20 protein-coding genes are annotated in these 18,084 nt (G+C 73.1%); 10 read left to right on the top strand and 10 right to left on the bottom strand.

Annotated elements, in window-relative coordinates; genetic code table 11:
• Nucleotides 1-140: 140 nt before the first annotated feature.
• The 4 genes from AB0J80_RS15250 to AB0J80_RS15235 all read right to left on the bottom strand — a co-directional run bounded on the left by AB0J80_RS15250 (nt 141) and on the right by AB0J80_RS15235 (nt 3,615).
• Nucleotides 141-770, bottom strand: a complete 630-nt coding sequence (locus tag AB0J80_RS15250; protein WP_364705080.1) for a TetR family transcriptional regulator — start codon at nt 768-770, stop codon at nt 141-143.
• A gap of 169 nt (nt 771-939) precedes the next feature.
• On the bottom strand, nt 940-1,365 hold the full coding sequence (locus AB0J80_RS15245; RefSeq protein WP_364704914.1) for a DCC1-like thiol-disulfide oxidoreductase family protein: 426 nt from the start codon (nt 1,363-1,365) through the stop codon (nt 940-942).
• Nucleotides 1,362-2,003: a hypothetical protein gene (locus AB0J80_RS15240; protein ID WP_364704912.1), complete on the bottom strand. Its 642-nt coding sequence runs from the start codon at nt 2,001-2,003 to the stop codon at nt 1,362-1,364. The genes AB0J80_RS15245 and AB0J80_RS15240 overlap by 4 nt, the downstream gene beginning before the upstream one ends.
• Before the next feature lie 145 nt (nt 2,004-2,148).
• Nucleotides 2,149-3,615 (bottom strand): glycoside hydrolase family 3 N-terminal domain-containing protein, encoded by a 1,467-nt coding sequence (locus tag AB0J80_RS15235; RefSeq protein WP_364704910.1) that lies wholly within the window; start codon nt 3,613-3,615, stop codon nt 2,149-2,151.
• A gap of 173 nt (nt 3,616-3,788) precedes the next feature.
• Here AB0J80_RS15235 and AB0J80_RS15230 point away from each other — a divergent pair, with 173 nt between their 5' ends.
• Genes AB0J80_RS15230 through AB0J80_RS15220 form a run of 3 tightly spaced genes read left to right on the top strand, consistent with a single transcriptional unit; the run spans nt 3,789 to nt 6,752 of the window.
• Nucleotides 3,789-4,967, top strand: a complete 1,179-nt coding sequence (locus tag AB0J80_RS15230) for an ROK family transcriptional regulator (protein WP_364704908.1) — start codon at nt 3,789-3,791, stop codon at nt 4,965-4,967.
• Nucleotides 4,968-5,017: 50 nt separating this feature from the next.
• On the top strand, nt 5,018-5,833 hold the full coding sequence (locus AB0J80_RS15225; protein ID WP_364704906.1) for an ABC transporter ATP-binding protein: 816 nt from the start codon (nt 5,018-5,020) through the stop codon (nt 5,831-5,833).
• A 10-nt stretch (nt 5,834-5,843) separates the two neighbouring features.
• Nucleotides 5,844-6,752: a ribokinase gene (locus tag AB0J80_RS15220; RefSeq protein WP_364704904.1), complete on the top strand. Its 909-nt coding sequence runs from the start codon at nt 5,844-5,846 to the stop codon at nt 6,750-6,752.
• On the opposite strand, the gene AB0J80_RS15215 is transcribed toward AB0J80_RS15220, so the two are convergent.
• Entirely contained in the window at nt 6,743-7,099 is a 357-nt protein-coding gene (locus AB0J80_RS15215; protein ID WP_364704902.1) for a hypothetical protein, read from the bottom strand. The two genes, AB0J80_RS15220 and AB0J80_RS15215, sit on opposite strands and share 10 nt — an antisense overlap.
• Complete coding sequence (locus tag AB0J80_RS15210; protein ID WP_364704900.1) at nt 7,096-7,560, bottom strand: DUF6232 family protein; 465 nt, start codon at nt 7,558-7,560, stop codon at nt 7,096-7,098. The genes AB0J80_RS15215 and AB0J80_RS15210 overlap by 4 nt, the downstream gene beginning before the upstream one ends.
• A gap of 91 nt (nt 7,561-7,651) precedes the next feature.
• Here AB0J80_RS15210 and AB0J80_RS15205 point away from each other — a divergent pair, with 91 nt between their 5' ends.
• Nucleotides 7,652-8,425, top strand: coding sequence for an enoyl-CoA hydratase-related protein (locus tag AB0J80_RS15205; RefSeq protein ID WP_364704898.1), 774 nt, complete (start codon nt 7,652-7,654; stop codon nt 8,423-8,425).
• A gap of 163 nt (nt 8,426-8,588) precedes the next feature.
• Here AB0J80_RS15205 and AB0J80_RS15200 read toward each other — a convergent pair whose 3' ends face one another.
• Nucleotides 8,589-8,795 (bottom strand): hypothetical protein, encoded by a 207-nt coding sequence (locus AB0J80_RS15200; protein ID WP_364704896.1) that lies wholly within the window; start codon nt 8,793-8,795, stop codon nt 8,589-8,591.
• A 265-nt stretch (nt 8,796-9,060) separates the two neighbouring features.
• Between AB0J80_RS15200 and AB0J80_RS15195 the strand changes: the two genes are divergently transcribed.
• Nucleotides 9,061-10,752, top strand: coding sequence for an Hsp70 family protein (locus AB0J80_RS15195; RefSeq protein ID WP_364704894.1), 1,692 nt, complete (start codon nt 9,061-9,063; stop codon nt 10,750-10,752).
• 43 nt (nt 10,753-10,795) lie between these two features.
• A complete protein-coding gene (locus AB0J80_RS15190) occupies nt 10,796-12,418 on the top strand; it encodes an acetolactate synthase (protein ID WP_364704892.1) in 1,623 nt (540 codons plus the stop codon).
• On the opposite strand, the gene AB0J80_RS15185 is transcribed toward AB0J80_RS15190, so the two are convergent.
• Genes AB0J80_RS15185 through AB0J80_RS15175 form a run of 3 tightly spaced genes read right to left on the bottom strand, consistent with a single transcriptional unit; the run spans nt 12,415 to nt 13,432 of the window.
• A complete protein-coding gene (locus AB0J80_RS15185) occupies nt 12,415-12,756 on the bottom strand; it encodes a PLDc N-terminal domain-containing protein (protein ID WP_364704890.1) in 342 nt (113 codons plus the stop codon). The genes AB0J80_RS15190 and AB0J80_RS15185 overlap by 4 nt on opposite strands.
• A gap of 38 nt (nt 12,757-12,794) precedes the next feature.
• Nucleotides 12,795-13,094: a DUF202 domain-containing protein gene (locus AB0J80_RS15180; RefSeq protein WP_364704888.1), complete on the bottom strand. Its 300-nt coding sequence runs from the start codon at nt 13,092-13,094 to the stop codon at nt 12,795-12,797.
• Nucleotides 13,091-13,432: a DUF202 domain-containing protein gene (locus tag AB0J80_RS15175; RefSeq protein WP_364705078.1), complete on the bottom strand. Its 342-nt coding sequence runs from the start codon at nt 13,430-13,432 to the stop codon at nt 13,091-13,093. Before AB0J80_RS15175 ends, AB0J80_RS15180 begins: the two co-directional genes overlap by 4 nt.
• Before the next feature lie 295 nt (nt 13,433-13,727).
• Between AB0J80_RS15175 and AB0J80_RS15170 the strand changes: the two genes are divergently transcribed.
• From AB0J80_RS15170 to mnmA, 4 genes are all read left to right on the top strand, one after another.
• Nucleotides 13,728-14,507, top strand: coding sequence for an electron transfer flavoprotein subunit beta/FixA family protein (locus tag AB0J80_RS15170; protein ID WP_364704886.1), 780 nt, complete (start codon nt 13,728-13,730; stop codon nt 14,505-14,507).
• 14 nt (nt 14,508-14,521) lie between these two features.
• On the top strand, nt 14,522-15,472 hold the full coding sequence (locus AB0J80_RS15165) for an electron transfer flavoprotein subunit alpha/FixB family protein (protein ID WP_364704884.1): 951 nt from the start codon (nt 14,522-14,524) through the stop codon (nt 15,470-15,472).
• A 170-nt stretch (nt 15,473-15,642) separates the two neighbouring features.
• On the top strand, nt 15,643-16,824 hold the full coding sequence (locus tag AB0J80_RS15160; protein WP_364704882.1) for a cysteine desulfurase family protein: 1,182 nt from the start codon (nt 15,643-15,645) through the stop codon (nt 16,822-16,824).
• A gap of 75 nt (nt 16,825-16,899) precedes the next feature.
• Entirely contained in the window at nt 16,900-18,024 is a 1,125-nt protein-coding gene (mnmA, locus tag AB0J80_RS15155) for a tRNA 2-thiouridine(34) synthase MnmA (RefSeq protein ID WP_364704880.1), read from the top strand.
• The last annotated feature ends 60 nt before the right edge of the window (nt 18,025-18,084 follow it).

Below are 18,084 nucleotides of genomic sequence, written 5' to 3'. Positions count from 1 at the left end.
GGAATCAACCGTTCGGCCTGCCGAGATCGGGCGTCGGATCCGGACAGTCGGGTATCGCCTGGGAGCTATCGGCCTGTCTGCAGTCGCTGAGGCGATCATGAAGGCACGCTGCGTGATTGTTGTATGGTCGCGCAGCGTGATCAGTCATCGCGTTGGATCGAGTCGATCAGCGCCAGGATCTGCCGCAAGGCGGGCCGGAGCACGCGCAGCCGGGACAGGCCCACGAGCCGGTCGATGAGCGGCACGATCCCGTCGATCAGGCGCCGGGTGCGGCGCTGCCCGGGCGAGCGGTCGTACACCCAGAAGAGCACCACGCCCATCCAGCCGAGCCACAGCAGCTCCGGCAGCTCCTTGCGCAGCTCGGGATCGATCTTCGCCGACGACCCCTCCACCACGTCCCGGAAGATCGCGATGGCGGCTTCCCGGGCCGGCGACGACTCCCGCGAGAAGGGGCTCAACGGCGACGACGGCTCGGCCGCGCTCTTGAAGAACGTGGCCGCGAACGAGTGGTACGGCTCGTTCACGTCGATCCCGGCATGCAGCACCCCCCGCAACCGCGCGGCGAAGTCCTTCTCGCGGGTCAGCACCGGCTCGGCGGCGACGCGATGGGCGGCCTGGTTGCGGTCGTAGAACCCCTGGATCAGGTGTTCCTTGGAGTCGAAGTAGTAGTACGCGTTCCCGACCGCGACGCCGGCCTCCTTGGCGATGGCCCGCATGGTGGTCTCGGTGTAGCCGCGCTCCCGGAACAGCCGCAGGGCCGTCTCGAGGATGAGCTGCCGGGTCTGCTCGCCGCGCGCACGACGCGGGCGTTCATCGCCACCCTCGGTGGGGCCGCCGCGCGAGCCGGTCCCACCGCGGGTCGCCGGGCGTTCGTCGGCGGCGGCCGATGCGACGTCGGCGGTGGCCGGGGCGACATCGGTGCCGGGTTCGTCGGCGGAGTCAGCGGCAGCGGTCGTCACACCCGCCACCGTAGTCTTCCGGGCGCATCGACTCCCGGACGGCAGCCGCCGCCGCGATGAACCGCCGCGCCGCGGGTAGCAGGGCCGGGGTGCTGAGCCGCTCCGCCATGCCCCGGTAGTCCGCCAGCGCCCACAGGCAGGCCAGCCAGGCGCCGTCGGAGACGTACACCAGTCCGTTGTCCGCGATGACCGTGATATCCCGCAACGTTGCCGCGTGGTCCAGCCCGGGAAAGCGCGTCCGGGCCTCCGCGGAACCGGCCGGCACGAACACCAACGGTACGAGCTGAGCCCGGTTCTCGAGCCACCGGTGCGCCGCCCGGCAGATCGGGCACCCGGCGTCGAAGAGCACGGTGAGGAACCCGACCCGGCCGGCCCCGGAACCGGCCGGATCGGCGTCCTCGCTCATGCCCGTGCCGGCGGCGGAACCGGCCCGCTCAAGCCCTGCCCCGGCCACAACGAGCTGCCGCCGGCGCCGGGTCCCGCCAGGCCGGGTCCTGTTGCGCCCGCTCCTGTGGCTCCGGGTCCGGTCGCGCCGGGTCCTGCTGCGCCCGGTCCGGTTGCGCCCGGCGCGGTCGCGTGCGGTCCGTTGGCTCCGCGTCCGGTCGCCGCGCCGGCGCCGCCGGTCGGGCCCATCGGTCCCGGGCCGGGCGGGTACATCGGCAACCGTCCCGCGGGCGGCAGCGGCGGCATCGTCTGCTGCTGGCGCAGCCGTCCGCGCCGGTACCGGCCCAGGAAGAACACGTTCAGAACGTGCAGCACCCCGAGCACCAGCAGCACGAACCCGATCTTGTAGGAGAGCGTCTCCAGCGCCCGGGCGGCGTCCGGGATCCGGGCTCCCGAGCGCATCGCCACCGCCACGTAGCCGAGGTTGAGCAGGTAGAACCCCATGACGAGCAGGTGGTTGACCGCTTTGGCGAGGCGGCTGTCGGCGAAGACGTCCTCGAGGAAGACCAGCCCGTTGCGCGACAGCGTCGTGGCGACCCAGATCGTCAGCCCCACGCTGGTCACCAGGTAGACCAGGTACATCCACACCTTGTGGTCCATGAGCCTCCGCCCCTTCTTGAACATGTTCAACTGATGTCGGCCTCAATGTAGACCCGTTGTTGAACGTGTTCAAGAGAGACGTGGAGCACAAAGGAAGAGGCAGCGGCGGGTGGCGGCCCGTCGCTGCCTCAGCTCTCGGTGGGGTTCAGCGCGCCAGGCCCAGCGCCTCCGCCGCCGCGCGACCGCTGGCATGGCTGGCGCCGTACGTGATCAGGAAGGCCCGTGCACCGGCGGGCCGCCACCTCGACGGCCAGCCCATCTCCACTACGGCCACATTATGGCGTGCCGCAAGCGCCTCGATCAGCCCCCGCGCCGCCGCGCTGCGATGGGCGTGCCGGCCGACGACGACGATCGGCCGCGCCCCGGCCTGCTCCGCCAGTCCTTCCGCCGACGTGTCCGCCGCGACGACGGTGATGTGCTCCGTGCCGTTGAGATGCGGGGCCAGGCCCCACGGCACCCGCCCCTCGGCGATCGAGTGCCCCGACGCGAGCCGCACGACGAGCGGATCGGCCCAGCCGGCCGGCGAACCCTCGATCCGCAGCGCCCGCCGAGCGGCCGCATATCCCAGTGTCGTCCCGCTGTCCGACTCCCCGGCGTTCCGGTTCATGGCCGCCTGGCGCGTCCAGGCTGCCAGCTCGGCCGTGCGCGCCGCCGCGTCCTCCAGCCGGGGCGGGTCGAGCCGGCCGTCGCCCAGCCCGGCCACGATCTCGGCGGCCACCTGCTCGACCAGCTGACGGTCCACCCGAGCGCCGATGCAGAGCAGGTCCGCCCCGGCCGCCAACGCCCGCACGGCGGCCGGCCCGATCCCGCCCGCCGCCCCCTGGGCGCCCGCCATCTCCAGCGCGTCCGTGATGATCGCGCCCTGGAAGGCGTACTCCTTGCGCAGCAGGTCGTGCAGCGCTGCGGGGCTGAAGGTCGCGGGGCCGTCGCCGGTCAGGACCGGCACCCTGATGTGCGCTGTCATGATCGACCGGGTGCCGGCGGCGATCACTGCCGCGAACGGTGGCAGGTCGCGTTCGCGCAGCGTTCTCAGCGGTACGTCGACGGTCGGCAGCGCGAGGTGCGAGTCGGTCGTCGTGGCGCCGTGGCCCGGGAAGTGCTTGGCGCACGCGGCGACCCCCGTCGTCTGAAGCCCCTGCGTCGCGGCGGCCGCGTGCCGGGCTACGAGGGCCGGGTCGGCGCCGAAGGAGCGCGTACCGATGACGGGGTTGTCTTCGGCGGTGTTGACGTCGACGGTCGGGGCGAGGTCGAGGTTGATGCCCGCGGCGGCCAGCTCGGTGCCGATCGCGGTGTAGACCGCGTGGGTGAGCTGCGGGTCGTCTATCGCGCCCAGGGCGGCGTTTCCCGGGTACGGGCTGCCCGTGCGGTGGGCGAGGCGGGTCACGTCGCCGCCCTCCTCGTCGATGGCGAGCAGGGCGTCCGGCCGTACCGTTCGCAGCTCGGCCGTGAGGCGGGCCAGTTGGTCCCCGTCCGCGACGTTCGTCCCGAAGAGGGTGTGGCCGGCGAGGCCCTCCGCGAGCAGCGCGGCCGCCCACTCGGGCGCCGATTCCCCCGCAAAAGCCGCAAGCAGGGTGCCCAGGGCGAGGCGGCGGAGACCCGGGTCGATCGGCATGGTTTCCTTCCTCGGTTCAGCCACTGTATCGTTCCGCGGCCGGCTGCCATGATCGCTGGGTGTCGATCGGACGCGCCGCGCGGTCAGTCTGTGAGGCGGCCGTTACGCTGCGGCTACGTGATGTGGGCGAACACCGTAATGGGAAACAATCCTAAATACTAGGGGACGTAGTTATGGCCGCCACCCGCCTTCCGGGCACCCCCCGGCTGCTGCGTGCGCTCAACGACCGCGCCGCGCTGGAACTGCTGCTCGCCAGGGGGCCGCTGACCCGGGCGCAGCTCGGCGAGCTGACCGGCCTGAGCAAGGTCACCGCCTCGCAGCTGGTCGAGCGGCTCGAGGAACGCGGGCTGGTCCGGCGCGTGGGGGAGCAGGCCGGCGGCCGGGGTCCCAACGCCCAGCTCTACGCGGTCACTCCCGGCAGCGCGCATGTGATCGGCGTCGAGGTGCTGCCCGATCGGGTGATCGCAGCGTGTGCCGACATCACCGGCGAGATCGTGGGACGCAGCGAACAGTCCACGGCGGACAGCGATGATCCCGTACGGGCGGTGCACGGCGCCGTGATGCAGGCGGCCACCGAGGCGGGCACCGACCTCGAGTCGATCCGCCGCGTCGTGCTCGGCACCCCCGGCCTGGTCGACCCGCAGACCAGCGAGGTCTCCTTCGCGTTCGACCTGCCGAGGTGGCACCGCGGCCTGCTCGCCGAGCTGCGCAAGGACCTCAGCACGCCGGTCGTGTTCGGCAACGACGTCAACCTGGCCGCCATCGCCGAGCAGCACACGGGCGCCGCGAAGGGCGTCGACGACTTCGTGCTCATCTGGGTGGGGCGGGGCGTGGGCCTCGCCACCGTCATCGGCGGCAAGCTGCACCAGGGCAGCACCGGGGCCGCGGGCGAGATCGGCTACCTGCCCGTCGCCGGCGCCGAGGTGCCGCACAACGCGTCGAAGCGGGGTGTGAAGGGCGCCTTCCAGACCCTGGTCGCCTCGGACGCCGCGAAGGCGATCGGCAAGCAGTACGGCTTCCGCGGCGCCGAGTCGGCCGACGTGGTGCGCGCGGCGGCCGAGGCCGGGGAGGCGGGCGAGCCGGTGCTGGACGAGCTGGCCCGGCGGCTCGCGCTCGGCGTGGCCGCCACCTGCGTCGTGCTCGACCCGCCGCTGGTGGTGCTCGCGGGCGAGGTGAGCCAGGCCGGCGGCGCCGCGCTCGCCGAGCGGGTCGAGGCCGAGGTCGCCTCGATCACGCTGGTCGCGCCGCGGGTCGTGATCAGCGAGGTGGCCGTGGAGCCGATCCTCAACGGCGCCCTGCTGACCGCGCTGGACGCCGTACGCGACGAGGTGTTCGGTTCCACCACGGGCTGAGCCCCGGCGGGCCGTCGGGCGGCTCGGAGCCTGCGTGGTTGGATGGGTGCGTGCTCGAGGCAGAGACCCCCACACCCCCTGACGACGACACCGTCATCTCCTTCGACCGGGTGAGCGTCATCCGCGGCGGCAACTTCCTGCTGCGGAGCGTCTCGTGGCAGGTCGAGCTGGACGAGCGGTGGGTGATCCTGGGCCCGAACGGCGCCGGGAAGACGACGCTGCTCAACCTCGCCTCCGCGCGGATGCACCCGTCCCGCGGGGTCGCGTGGGTGCTGGGGGAGCGGCTCGGCCGCACGGACATCAGCGAGCTGCGTACCCGGGTCGGCATCACCACCGGCCAGCTCGCCGACCGGGTGCCGCCGAACGAGCGCGTGCTCGACGTCGTGGTCACCGCCGCCTGGTCGGTGGTCGGGCGGTGGCGCGAGAGCTACGACCCGCAAGACGAGGCGCGCGCCCGCGTGCTGCTGCACCAGCTGGGGATGGGCGCGCTGCTCGACCGCGAGTTCGGCACGCTGTCCGAGGGCGAGCGCAAGCGGACCCAGATCGCCCGGGCGCTGATGACCGACCCCGAGCTGATGCTGCTCGACGAGCCGACCGCGGGTCTCGACCTCGGCGGCCGCGAGGACCTGCTGGGCCGGCTGACCGAGCTCGCCGAGGACCCGGACGCCCCGGCGATGGTGCTGGTGACCCACCACGTCGAGGAGATCCCGCCGGGCTTCACCCACGCGATGCTGCTGCGCGAGGGAGCCGTGGTCGCCGCCGGGCTGCTCGGGGAGACGTTGAGCGACGACAACCTGTCCAAGACGTTCGGCCTGCCGCTCGTGGTGCAGCGTACGGGCGACCGGTACACGGCCCGGGCCGCCTGAGGAGCACGACATGGCCGAACCGTCGGCGCCGCGCATCGTGGTCGCGGGCAGCGCCAACATGGACCTCGTCGGGCTGGCCGAGCGGCTGCCCCGCCCGGGGGAGACCGTGCTCGGCGACGACTTCGTGATGACGCCGGGCGGCAAGGGCGCCAACCAGGCGATCGCCGCGGCCCGCGCGGGCGGTGCCTGCACGATGCTCGGCGCCATCGGTTCCGACGCGTTCGGCGTGACCATCAAGGCCCGGCTGAACGCCTCGGGAGTGGACACCGGGAACATGCGGACCAGCTACGGCTCGTCCGGGGTCGCGGTCATCATGGTCGACCGTACGGGCGAGAACTCCATCCTCGTGAGCCCCGGCGCCAACAACACCTTCGCCGGCCTGAGCGCGGCCGAGACGACGGTCATCGCCGACAGCGACGTGCTGCTGTGCCAGCAGGAGATCCCCGCCGACACCGTCCTCGCCGCGGCACGGGCCGCCCGGGCGGGCGGCACCCGGGTGATCCTCAACGCGGCTCCCGCCCGGGTGCTGGCGCCGGAGCTGCTCGAGGTCATCGACCTGCTCGTCGTCAACGAGGGCGAGGCGACGGCCATCACCGGAACGCCCGAGCCCGACCTGCCCGCCCTGCTGGCCCTGGTCCCCCGGGTCGTGCTGACGCTGGGCTCCCGCGGCTCCTGGTACGCCGACCGCGACGGCCACGACGACCGCATCCCGGCCTTCCCCGTGGAGGTGGCGGACAGCACCGCGGCGGGTGACGCCTTCACCGGCGCCCTGGCCGTGGCGTGGGGTGAGGGGCGGGACCTGGCGGCCGCGGTGCGCTGGGCGAACGCCGCCGGAGCCGCGTGCGTGCGCAAGGTCGGCGCGTCGAACTCCCTGCCGGCCCGTGCCGACATCGACGCTTTGTACGCCCGCTACGCCTGACGCGCGACGCGCAGGCCCCACAGCACCAGGGGCACCTGCAGCGGCAGCCGGCCGTACGCGATCGCTCGCCGGGCCGGGGAGGCGTGCCGCCAGTCGACGGCCATCTTGACGTTGGCGGGGAACACGGCGGCGAAGAGTCCGGCCGCGGCCAGCCCGCCGAGGCGCCGGGTGCGGGGATGGGCCACCGCAGCGGCGACGGCCAGCTCGGCGGCACCGCTGAGGTAGGTCCAGGTGCGCGGGCTGCCGGGCAGCGACCGGGGCACGATGCCGTCGAACGGCCGCGGCTGCGCGAAATGCAGCACACCCGAGGTCGCGAGCAGGCCGGCCAGGGCGCGGGCCGACCTCACCGCGGCACGGCGCTGTGGTCGAGGGCTCGCTGAAGCGCCCGGTAGATCTGCCCGAAGCGCTGCGCGTCCTCCGTCCGGACGAGCAAAGTCCGGGTGCCGCGCACGTCGGCCCAGATCTCCAGCCGCCGGCTGCCCCGGTCGTAGGAGCGGTCGACCAGCTCGAGCAGCACGTCAGCCAGCGGCGCGGCGGCGAGGCCGACGAGGATGCTGCCCCCGACCAGGGCGATCGTGGTGGCGATCGAGGCGTCGATGACCAGCGCGACGACCACGCCGAGCGCGCCGACGACGAGCGGGGTCACCATGGCGAGGCCGAGCACGCCGCGCCCGGCGACGGCCTTCCACTGCCGGCGCCCGCGCTCGTGCCAGACCCGGACGAAATCGCCCAGCCGGTAGTCCTGCCCGCCGGCCCGCACCCCGGCCGACGTGACCAGCACGTCGCGGTCGCGGTAGTACGTGACCATGGTCCCTCCTTCCGCGGGTGCCACCATACTTACCCAGCGCAGCAAGGCTTACGCTGTCGGCACTTGAACGATCGATCAGGAGGCAGTGCGCGTGAGCGAGTTCGTGAAGCTGGAGATCGGCGACGGCATCGGCACGATCCGGCTCCAGCGGCCCCCCATGAACGCCCTCAACACCCAGGTGCAGGAGGAGCTGCGGGCGGCCGCGCACGAGGCCGCGGCGGCGTCCGAGGTGCGGGCCGTGATCGTGTACGGCGGGGAGAAGGTGTTCGCCGCCGGCGCCGACATCACCGAGTTCACGACCACCACGTACCAGGAGATGACGGTACGCGCGGAGGCGCTGTCCAGTGCGTTCGACGCGGTCGCACGGATCCCGAAGCCCGTGGTGGCGGCGATCACCGGATACGCCCTGGGCGGTGGCTGCGAGCTGGCGCTGGCCTGCGACTGGCGGGTGGTGGCCGACGACGCCAAGCTGGGCCAGCCGGAGATCAAGCTGGGCATCATCCCCGGTGCCGGCGGCACCCAGCGGCTGGCCCGCCTGATCGGCCCCGCGAGGGCCAAGGACCTGGTGTTCTCCGGTCGCATGGTGAACGCCGAGGAGGCGCTGCGCATCGGCCTCGCCGACCGGGTCGTGCCCGCAGCCGACGTGTACGCCGCCGCCCGCGAGCTGGTCCAGCCGTACGTGAACGGCCCGGCGCTGGCCCTGCGCGCCGCCAAGCAGGCCATCGACGGCGGCCTGAGCATGGACCTCGCCTCCGGTCTGGCGCTGGAGAGCCACCTGTTCGCCGGCCTGTTCGCCACCGACGACCGGCTCGAGGGCACCAAGGCGTTCGTGGAGAAGCGCAAGCCCGGCTTCACCGGACGCTGAGCACGGGATCTCGCGGATATCGATCTGTTGCCATAAAGTTCCCCTCTGTGACCATGCCGGGGCTACGGGGGACGTCGGTGCGCCGCACCGTGATCGTCGCGGTGGCCCTGGTCACCGGGCAGGCCCTGCTCTGCGCGGTCATCGGGTTCGTCACCTTCGGCGATCACGGCCGCGCGGCTCCGCCCCGGCCGGGCGCCGCCGAGCCCATCGCCGGGCCGCCGATCGTCGTGCCGGCCCCGGTCATGCCGGCGCCGAGCGAGTCGTCCCGGGCGCCGCGCAAGCGGTCCAGGGCGCATGCCTCCAGCAGCGCCCGGCCGGCGCGGACGACCTCGGCTCCGGCCGCGCCGCGGCCCTCGACCCCTGCGACCACGCGCGAGACTCCTGTCACATCATCGGCGGCACCGACCACCGGGCCCACGAGCGGATCGCCGGCCCCCATCGCGTTGCTCCCGCCCGAGAGCGACCCCACGCCGGTGGTCGGTGAGCCGTGCGACGAGAAGGGCGAGACGGGCCGTACCGAAGACGGCCGGGCCGTTCGCTGTGAGCGCGGCCGCGACGGCGACCTGCGGTGGCGCCCTGTCTGATCCCCGTCCGCGCTGATCAACTCCTGCGCCGCTGCGCCTACACTCATCGCCATGTCCATCGACCAGGGTCGGCACTCGCTCGGCGTCGACTTCGGCACCTCGAACACCGTCGCGGTCGCCCGGTGGCCCGACGGCCGGGCCCGGCCCATCCTCGTCGACGGCTCCCCGCTGCTGCCCTCCGCCGTGTACGCCGAACCCAGCGGCCTGCTCGTGGTCGGGCGCGACGCCGTGCACAGCGCCCGCCGCGACCCGGCCCGCTTCGAACCCAACCCGAAGCGCCGCATCGACGACGGCCTCGTCCTGCTCGGCGAGCGCGAGCTGCCGGTGGTCGACCTGGTCGCCGCCGTCCTGGTCCGCGTCGCCGAGGAATGGCACCGCGCGGTCGGCCCGGTACGCCCCGAGGTCACCCTCACCTGCCCCGCCACCTGGGGCGCCACCCGTCGTGGCCTGCTCGCCGAGGCGGCCGCCCGGGCCGGGCTGGAGGGGGCGCGCCTGGTCGCCGAGCCCGTCGCCGCGGCCACGTACTTCGCCGAGGTGCTCGGCCGGGACGTCCCCATCGGCTCGGTCGTGGTGGTGCACGACTTCGGCGCCGGCACGTTCGACGCCAGCGTGGTCGCCCGTACGGCCGAGGGGTTCGAGGTCATGGCCGTCGACGGCCGCGACGACATCGGCGGGCTGGACGTCGACGCCGCCCTGGTGGCGCACCTCGGCACCATCTGCGCGGAACAGGACCCGGCAGCCTGGAAGCGGCTCACCGAGCCGGCGACGCTCGAGGAGCGCCGCGCCCAGCGGCAGCTGTGGGACGACGCCCGGATCGCCAAGGAGCGGCTGTCGCGCAGCCAGTCGGCGGACGTGATGGTGCCGCTGCTCGACCTGGAGCTGCACGTCACCCGCGAGGAGCTGGAGGAGCTGGCCCGGCCGATCCTGGACCAGACCGTGCAGGTGACCCGCGACCTGCTGCGGTGGGCGAAGCTGCCCGAGGGGCGGCTGGCCGGGGTGTTCCTGGTGGGCGGGGCGAGCAGGATCCCGCTCGTCGCGACGCTGCTGCACCGGGCGCTGGGCGAGGCGCCGGTCGTCATCGAGCAGCCCGAGCTGGTGGTCGCCGAGGGCAGCATCCTGGCCGACGCCGCCCTGCTGGCCTCCGAGCCGGCGGCGCCCGGCCCGACGGCCGAGCTGCGGCTGGTCTCGCGGACCGGGGACGCCGGCGAGGCGCCCGCCGTTCCGGTGTCACCGGTGCCGCCGCGGCCCGTCTCCATCGACGACATGGACACCGTGCCGCGGGACCGGCGGGAGCTGACCGGCGCCTTTCTGCCGGCCGTGGACCCGTGGCCCGACGCGGAACATCACTGGGTGCCCGACCCGGACGCGACGGTTCCCGCCGTGCAGGTGACGCCCCCGGTCCACCCCGTGTCGCCCGTGCACCCGGTCTCCCCGGCCCGGGTGTCGTCGCGGCCCGTGTCGCCGGCGGCCACCCAGCCGGTGCGGACCGCCGCTCCGGCCAAGAAGAAGCGAACCGCTCCTACCGCGGAGTGGCAGACGCTCCCGCCCGCCGCGCCGACGCCCGCGCGGCCTCGGCGGCGCACCGGCCGGTTCCTGCGGGCCGTGCAGGTGCTCCTGAGCATCCTCCTGCTGGTCGCTGCCCCGGTCGCCGCCCTGGTGGTGGCCTACAGCATCAGCGCTCGCGTACCGCTCGAGTCGTGTCCGCGCGAGATGATCGACGACCTCCACCGCCTCCTGGGGTGAGTCCTGCTCACGTTCCGCGGCGGCGGCCGGTAGCGTGCTCGGCATGGCGGACACCATTGAGGGGCACGGCGGGGAGCTGGCGCTGGCGGCGCTGCGGGCGTACGGGATCACGGAGATGTTCACGCTCTCCGGCGGTCACGTCTTCCCGCTCTACGACGCCGCGCACAAGGCGGACTTCCCGATCTACGACGTGCGCCACGAGCAGTCCGCCGTCTTCGCCGCGGAGGCCGTCGCCAAGCTCCAGCGCCGCCCCGGCCTCGCGGTCCTGACCGCCGGACCCGGCGTGACCAACGGCATCTCGGGGCTGACCAGCGCGTTCTTCAACGCCTCCCCGGTGCTGGTGCTGGGCGGCAGGGCGCCGGCCTTCCGCTGGGGCTCCGGCAGCCTGCAGGAGATCGACCACGTGCCGCTCGTCGCGCCCGTGACGAAGTACGCCGCCACGGTCGCCGGCACCGGCGCGATCCCGGCCGAGGTCGGCCGGGCCCTGACCGCAGCGCTCACCGCCCACCGTGGCCCCGCCTTCCTCGACCTGCCGCTCGAGGTGCTGTTCTCCAGTGAGGACGTGGAGGCGCCCGCCGCTGCGGCCGTACCCGTGATCGAAGCGGACCCGGACGAGGTCGCCCGCGCCGCCACCCTGCTCGCCGAGGCCGAGCGGCCCGTGATCATCGCCGGCTCCGACGTCTGGGGCGGCGCCGCGATCGACGAGCTGCTCGCCGCCGCCGAGGCGCTGCAGGTCCCGGTCTTCACCAACGGCATGGGCCGCGGCGCCCTGCCGCCCGGCCACCCCCTCGCCTTCGCCAAGGCGCGCCGCCCCGCCCTCGGCGAGGCCGACGTCGTCGCGGTGATCGGCACGCCGCTGGACTTCCGGCTCAACTTCGGCGAGTTCGACCCGGCGCAGGTCGTCCACATCGTCGACGCGCCCAGCCAGCGTGCCACGCACGTGCAGGCGGCCGTCTCGCCCGCCGGCGACCTCCGGCAGATCCTCGCCGCCATCGCGAACCACCCGGGCAAGCGCACCGACCACGCGGAATGGATCAACGGCCTGCGGTCCGCCGAGGACGTCGGCAAGGCCCGCGACGCCGAGGCGATGGCCGCCGACAGCGACCCGATCCGGCCCGCCCGGGTCTACGGCGAGCTGCGCAAGGTCCTCGCCCCGGACGCGGTCACGATCGGCGACGGCGGCGACTTCGTCTCGTACGCGGGCCGCTACCTCGAGCCGGCGCAGCCGGGCACGTGGCTCGACCCCGGCCCGTACGGCTGCCTCGGCACCGGCATGGGATACGCGATGGGCGCCAGGGTCACCTACCCGGACCGGCAGATCTGCGTCCTCATGGGCGACGGCGCCGCCGGGTTCTCCCTCATGGACGCCGAGTCGCTGGCCCGGCAGAACCTGCCCGTCGTGATCGTCGTCGGCAACAACGGCATCTGGGGCCTGGAGAAGCACCCGATGCAGGCCATGTACGGCTACGACGTCGCCGCCGACCTGCAGCCCGGCCTGCGCTACGACGACGTGGTCAAGGCGCTCGGCGGTGCGGGCGAGACAGTGGAGAAGGCCGCCGACCTCGGGCCCGCCCTGACGCGGGCCTTCGAGTCGGGAGTGCCCTATCTGGTCAACGTGCTCACCGATCCGGCGGACGCGTACCCGCGCTCCTCGAACTTGGCTTAGGCGTCGTCGTTCTTGTCGAGCTCGCGTTCCCATTGGGCGAGCAGTTCGCGGTCGCGGCGTGACTGCTCGGTGTTCATCGAGCGGAGGAACTCGGGGTCGTCGTCCGGAGAGGCCGGTCGCGGGCCGGTCCGGCGCACCGGGCTGCCCTCGCGGGGCGGCGGCAGGGGACGGCCCCAGACGAAGTAGGCGAGCGGGCCCAGCAGGGGAACGAGGAGGATCACCAGGACCCACAGCGCGCGCGGCATGTTGCGTACCCGATCGGCCGACAGCGAGCCGATGAGCGCGAGTACCAGAAGTACGAGCTGCACCGCAGCCAGGAAGACGAACAACCGGACCATGTGGCAATGATGACGCGCCGGATCCCGAACGGCGACGATCAGAGCATGACAAGCACCGTGCCGAGGACGGCGAACCCGGCGGTGATCACGGCGTATGCCGTGACGGTGCGCCGACCGGGGTGCGGTGGCCAGGCGAGCAGCCCGTGCGCGCGCCGGTAGGCCAGGCCGATCAGGGCGGCCCAGCCGGCCATTGCGAGGCCGGCCCCGAGAATCACCGCGAGGCGGGCGCCGGGAACGAAGGCGGGGCGGGCGGCGAGCAGGGCGACGGCGGTCGCGGAGAGTCCGGTACGCCGCCAGGCCAGCCGGGTGCGTTCCGCGGAGGCGCCGGGGTCGCTCATTGCCACGCCTTGATCAGCACCGCGACGACGAGCAGGAGCGCACCGACGGCGACGATCAGCGCCAGGACGGCGGGGAAGCGGGACCGCGGAAGGTCGGTGCCGAGGCGCATGGCCTTTTCGGTACGCGCCCAGTGGTCCACCGCGCGTACGGCGACCACGCCGCCGAGCAGCAGCAGGCTCACCGAGATGATCTCCCGGAGATGGTCGATCAGCAGCGGAGGCAGGAACTGTGCGCAGGCCAGGCCGCCCGCCAGCAGGGCCAGCGCGGTCCTGATCCAGGCCAGGAACGTGCGCTCATTGGCCAGCGAGAACCGGTAGTCGGGCTTCTCGCCCACCATCGGGGTCTTCTGCGGGTTGAACCACTGGGTGAGCACGGACCGATTATCGACCTCGGCGGTGAACAAGGACGGCTCCCTCGGCCCCGGTGACGCCCCGCAGTGGGGGAGGATGGGGGTCGGGCGGACATGATCCGCTCAGCGAAGAGCGGTTTGGCCGGACATATCGTGAAACCTATGGGTGAGGTGAGTCACTCTCAGTGGCGGAGACGCGTAAGCTACTGATGGGTAACATTCGGAGGTAAACGCGAACCGGCTGCAGGCGTGCGTCCATACACAGGAGGGTCGTCGAAGCGCGATGAACATCGTCGTACTGGTCAAGCAGGTGCCCGACTCCGGTGCCGAGCGCACCCTGAGCGCGAGCGACAACACCGTCGAGCGCGGCTCGGCGAACAACGTCATCAACGAGATGGACGAGTACGCCATCGAGGAGGCGCTGAAGATCAAGGAGGCGCACGGTGGCGAGGTGACCGTCCTGACGATGGGCCCCGAGCGCGCCACCGAGTCGATCCGCAAGGCCCTGTCGATGGGCCCGGACAAGGCGGTCCACGTGCAGGACGACGCCCTGCACGGCTCCTGCGCCGTCGCCACCTCCAAGGTTCTCGCCGCCGCCCTCGGCACGCTGAACGCCGACCTCATCATCTGCGGCGCCGAGTCCACCGACGGCCGCGTCCAGGTCATGCCGCACATGCTGGCCGAGCGTCTCGGCATCGCCGCCCTGACCGGCGCCCGCAAGCTCACCGTCGACGGCTCGCAGCTCACCGCCGAGCGTCAGACGGACGAGGGCTACGAGGTCGTCACCGCGGCCACCCCGGCCGTGGTCAGCGTCTGGGACACCATCAACGAGCCGCGCTACCCGTCCTTCAAGGGCATCATGGCGGCCAAGAAGAAGCCGGTGCAGAACCTGTCGCTCGCCGACCTGGGCGTGCCCGCCGGCGAGGTCGGCACCGCCGGCGCCACCTCGGCGGTCGTCGAGTTCGCCAAGCGCCCGCCGCGCAGCGCCGGCACCAAGGTCACCGACGAGGGCAACGGCGGCGTACAGCTCGTCGAGTTCCTCGCCACCGAGAAGTTCGTCTGAGAAGGGGCCCCACCATGGCTGAAGTACTGGTCGTCGTCGAGGCCTCGCAGGCTGCCGGCGTCAAGAAGGTCACGCTTGAGATGCTGACGATCGCCCGCACCCTGGGCGACGTCTCGGCGGTCGTGTTCGGCGACGCGGGCGAGCTCACCGCCAAGCTCTCCGAGTACGGCGCGCAGAAGATCTACGTCGCCTCCGGCGAGGACGTCGAGAACTACCTGGTGGCACCGAAGGCCACCGCGGTCGCCGAGCTGGTCAAGCGCGTCCAGCCGGCGTCGGTCCTGCTCGCCTCCACCCAGGAGGGCAAGGAGATCGCCGGCCGCCTCGCGGTCAAGCTGGACAACGGCCTGCTCACCGACGCGGTCGAGGTGGCCGCCGACGGCACCGCCACGCAGGTGGTCTTCGCCGGCTCCACCATCGTCAAGTCCAAGGTCACCCGCGGCCTGCCGATCGTCACCATCCGCCCGAACTCGGTGACCCCGGCGCCGGCCCCGGCCACCCCGCAGGTCGAGCAGCTGACGGTCGCGGTGACCGACGCCGACAAGCTCACCAGGGTCGTCGAGCGGGTCGCCGAGCAGAAGGGCTCCCGCCCCGAGCTGACCGAGGCGTCGATCGTCGTCTCCGGCGGCCGCGGCGTCGGCAACGCCGACAACTTCAAGCTGGTCGAGGAGATGGCCGACCTGCTCGGCGGCGCCGTCGGCGCCTCCCGCGCGGCCGTCGACTCCGGCTACTACCCGCACCAGTTCCAGGTGGGCCAGACCGGCAAGACGGTCTCCCCGCAGCTGTACGTGGCCCTGGGCATCTCCGGCGCCATCCAGCACCGGGCCGGCATGCAGACCTCAAAGACGATCGTCGCGGTCAACAAGGACCCTGAGGCCCCGATCTTCGAGCTCGCCGACTTCGGCGTGGTCGGCGACCTGTTCAAGATCGTGCCGCAGGCCGACGAGGAGATCCGCAAGCGCAAGTGACGCGGTCACGATGAGCGGCCCGGCGGTATCGCTGGGCCGTTTTTTCGTGTGCCCTTGCTCACCGGCCCCTGCTCCCGCCGCCGGTGCCGGGCTTGCGGACCGGTCTTGCCGGTATCGGGTTGACGGGCACGCCGTATCGGTTGACGGCTCAAGGCATAAGCTTCATGACGATGGCCTACCTGGATCACGCGGCGACCACGCCGATGCTCGCCGAGGCGCTCGACGCGTACGTCGCTGCGGCCCGGCAGCTCGGCAACCCGTCGTCCCTGCACGCTGCCGGCCGCAGTTCCCGCCGGATGGTCGAGGAGTCCCGCGAGCGCATAGCCGCGGTGCTCGGTGCCCGCCCGTCCGAGGTGATCTTCACCAGCGGCGGAACCGAGAGCGACAACCTGGCGACCAAGGGCATCTACTGGGCCCGCCGGAGCGCCGACCCCCGGCGTACCCGGGTCGTGGCCTCGGCGGTCGAGCACCACGCGGTCATGGACGCGGTCGACTGGCTCGGCGCCCACGAGCAGGCAACCGTCGGCTGGCTGCCCGTCGACGAGGCCGGCCGGGTCCACCCCGGGACGCTCGCCACGGCCATCGACCAGCACGGCGACGAGATCACCATGATCAGCGTCCAGTGGGCGAACAACGAGGTCGGCACGGTGCAGCCGGTCGCCGAGCTCGCCGCCCTCGCAGCCGCCGCCGGCATCCCCTTCCACACCGACGCGGTCCAGGCCGTCGGCCAGATCCCCGTCGACTTCGCCGCGAGCGGGGCGGCCGCGATGACCGTCAGCGGCCACAAGCTCGGCGGCCCGGTCGGCGTGGGCGCCCTGCTGCTGGGCCGCGACGTCGCGGCCACCCCACTGCTGCACGGCGGCGGGCAGGAACGCGACGTACGCTCCGGCACCCTCGACACCCCCGGGGTGGTCGCGTTCGCCGTCGCGGTCGAGGCCGCGGTCAAGAACCAGCAGGAGTACGCGGCTCGCGTCTCGGCCCTGCGCGACGACCTGGTGGCGCGCGTGCGTGCGGCCGTACCGGATGCGGTCTTCAACGGTGACCCGACCGACCGGCTGCCGGGCAACGCGCATTTCTCCTTCCCCGGGTGCGAGGGAGACGCGCTGTTGCTGCTGCTGGACGCCCAGGGCATCTCGTGCTCGACGGGATCGGCGTGCTCCGCGGGGGTCGCTCAGCCGTCGCACGTCCTGCTGGCCATGGGGGCGGACGACGGGCGGGCGCGGTCGTCGCTGCGCTTCACGCTGGGGCACACGTCGACGGAGAAGGACGTCGACGAGCTGCTGGCGTCGCTGCCGGGTGCCGTGGAACGGGCCCGCCGGGCGACCGCGTGGAAGACCCCGCGTCCGGCATAGGACATGCCCTGGCTCACACCGGGGGAACTCGGCGGCCGGTGGGGAACTGTCGGTGCCGGCGGATAGGCTTGCCGCGTGCGAGTGCTTGCAGCAATGTCCGGCGGTGTCGACTCCGCCGTCGCTGCCGCGCGCGCCCGGGATGCCGGCCATGACGTGACCGGCGTGCACCTGGCGCTGGCGCGGAATCCCCAAACCTACCGGACCGGGGCGCGGGGCTGCTGCACCCTCGAGGACTCCCGCGACGCGCGTCGCGCCGCCGACGTCATCGGCATCCCGTTCTACGTGTGGGACATGGCCGAGCAGTTCCACGAGGACGTCGTGGACGACTTCGTCGCCGAGTATGCCGCCGGCCGCACGCCGAACCCCTGCCTCCGCTGCAATGAGAAGATCAAGTTCGCGGCGGTCCTGGACCGGGCGGTCGCCCTCGGCTTCGACGCCGTGGTCACCGGCCACCACGCCCGCCTCGGCCCCGACGGCCACCTGCGGCGCAGCGTCGACCTCGCCAAGGACCAGTCGTACGTGCTGGCTGTGCTCACCCGCACCCAGCTCGACCGCGCGATCTTCCCGCTCGGCGACTCCACCAAGACCCAGGTCCGCGAGGAGGCCGCCGCCCGAGGGCTCGCCGTCGCGGACAAGCCCGACTCGCACGACATCTGCTTCATCGCCGACGGCGACACCCGCGGCTTCCTCGCCGACCGCCTCGGCGAGACCCCGGGAGACATCGTCGACGGCCGCACGGGCGCGGTGCTGGGGCAGCACGCGGGCGCCTACGCGTACACGGTCGGCCAGCGCAAGGGCCTCGACCTGCGCGTCCCCGCCCCGGACGGCCGCCCCCGCTACGTCCTGTCCATCACCCCGAAGACGAACACGGTCACGGTCGGCCCCCGAGAGGACCTGGCCGTCGACACGGTGACGGCCGACCGCCCCATCTGGCACGCCGAGCAGACCACGGTCGAGTGCGACGTGCAGCTGCGCGCGCACGGGGAGGTGGTCCAGGCGGTGGTCACCGTCGACGGCGACGGACTGACCGCCCGGCTGCGGACGCCGGCTCGGGGGGTCGCGGCGGGACAGGCGATCGTCGCCTACCGGCGGGACGCGGACGGTGACATCGTGCTCGGTTCGGCCACGATCAGCGCCGGGCTGAGCGCGCCGGCGGGTTCCGGGCAGGCGACCACGTCCGGCGCGGTCGCCGGTGGCTGAGTTCTCGCGGCCGCCTGAGCCTCCCCTCGCCGCCGGGGCGGGCTTCGCGTCGCCTCACTC

It is taken from the genome of Actinoplanes sp. NPDC049548 (genome assembly GCF_040676695.1).
GTDB lineage: Bacteria > Actinomycetota > Actinomycetes > Mycobacteriales > Micromonosporaceae > Actinoplanes.
Note: the sequence above shows the minus strand (reverse complement) of the source record. Positions and strands in the feature narration are given on the sequence as shown.

Bases quoted from the DNA above. Each gene is read 5' to 3' on its own strand.
- AB0J80_RS15170 (WP_364704886.1), top strand. From the start codon at position 13,728: ATGAACATCGTCGTACTGGTCAAGCAGGTGCCCGACTCCGGTGCCGAG.
- AB0J80_RS15245 (WP_364704914.1), bottom strand. From the start codon at position 1,365: ATGAGCGAGGACGCCGATCCGGCCGGTTCCGGGGCCGGCCGGGTCGGG.
- AB0J80_RS15235 (WP_364704910.1), bottom strand. From the start codon at position 3,615: ATGCCGATCGACCCGGGTCTCCGCCGCCTCGCCCTGGGCACCCTGCTT.
- AB0J80_RS15240 (WP_364704912.1), bottom strand. From the start codon at position 2,003: ATGGACCACAAGGTGTGGATGTACCTGGTCTACCTGGTGACCAGCGTG.
- AB0J80_RS15210 (WP_364704900.1), bottom strand. From the start codon at position 7,560: ATGGTCACGTACTACCGCGACCGCGACGTGCTGGTCACGTCGGCCGGG.
- AB0J80_RS15160 (WP_364704882.1), top strand. From the start codon at position 15,643: ATGGCCTACCTGGATCACGCGGCGACCACGCCGATGCTCGCCGAGGCG.
- AB0J80_RS15165 (WP_364704884.1), top strand. From the start codon at position 14,522: ATGGCTGAAGTACTGGTCGTCGTCGAGGCCTCGCAGGCTGCCGGCGTC.
- AB0J80_RS15190 (WP_364704892.1), top strand. From the start codon at position 10,796: ATGGCGGACACCATTGAGGGGCACGGCGGGGAGCTGGCGCTGGCGGCG.
- AB0J80_RS15195 (WP_364704894.1), top strand. From the start codon at position 9,061: ATGTCCATCGACCAGGGTCGGCACTCGCTCGGCGTCGACTTCGGCACC.
- AB0J80_RS15175 (WP_364705078.1), bottom strand. From the start codon at position 13,432: ATGGTGGGCGAGAAGCCCGACTACCGGTTCTCGCTGGCCAATGAGCGC.
- AB0J80_RS15185 (WP_364704890.1), bottom strand. From the start codon at position 12,756: ATGGTCCGGTTGTTCGTCTTCCTGGCTGCGGTGCAGCTCGTACTTCTG.
- AB0J80_RS15220 (WP_364704904.1), top strand. From the start codon at position 5,844: ATGGCCGAACCGTCGGCGCCGCGCATCGTGGTCGCGGGCAGCGCCAAC.
- AB0J80_RS15180 (WP_364704888.1), bottom strand. From the start codon at position 13,094: ATGAGCGACCCCGGCGCCTCCGCGGAACGCACCCGGCTGGCCTGGCGG.
- AB0J80_RS15230 (WP_364704908.1), top strand. From the start codon at position 3,789: ATGGCCGCCACCCGCCTTCCGGGCACCCCCCGGCTGCTGCGTGCGCTC.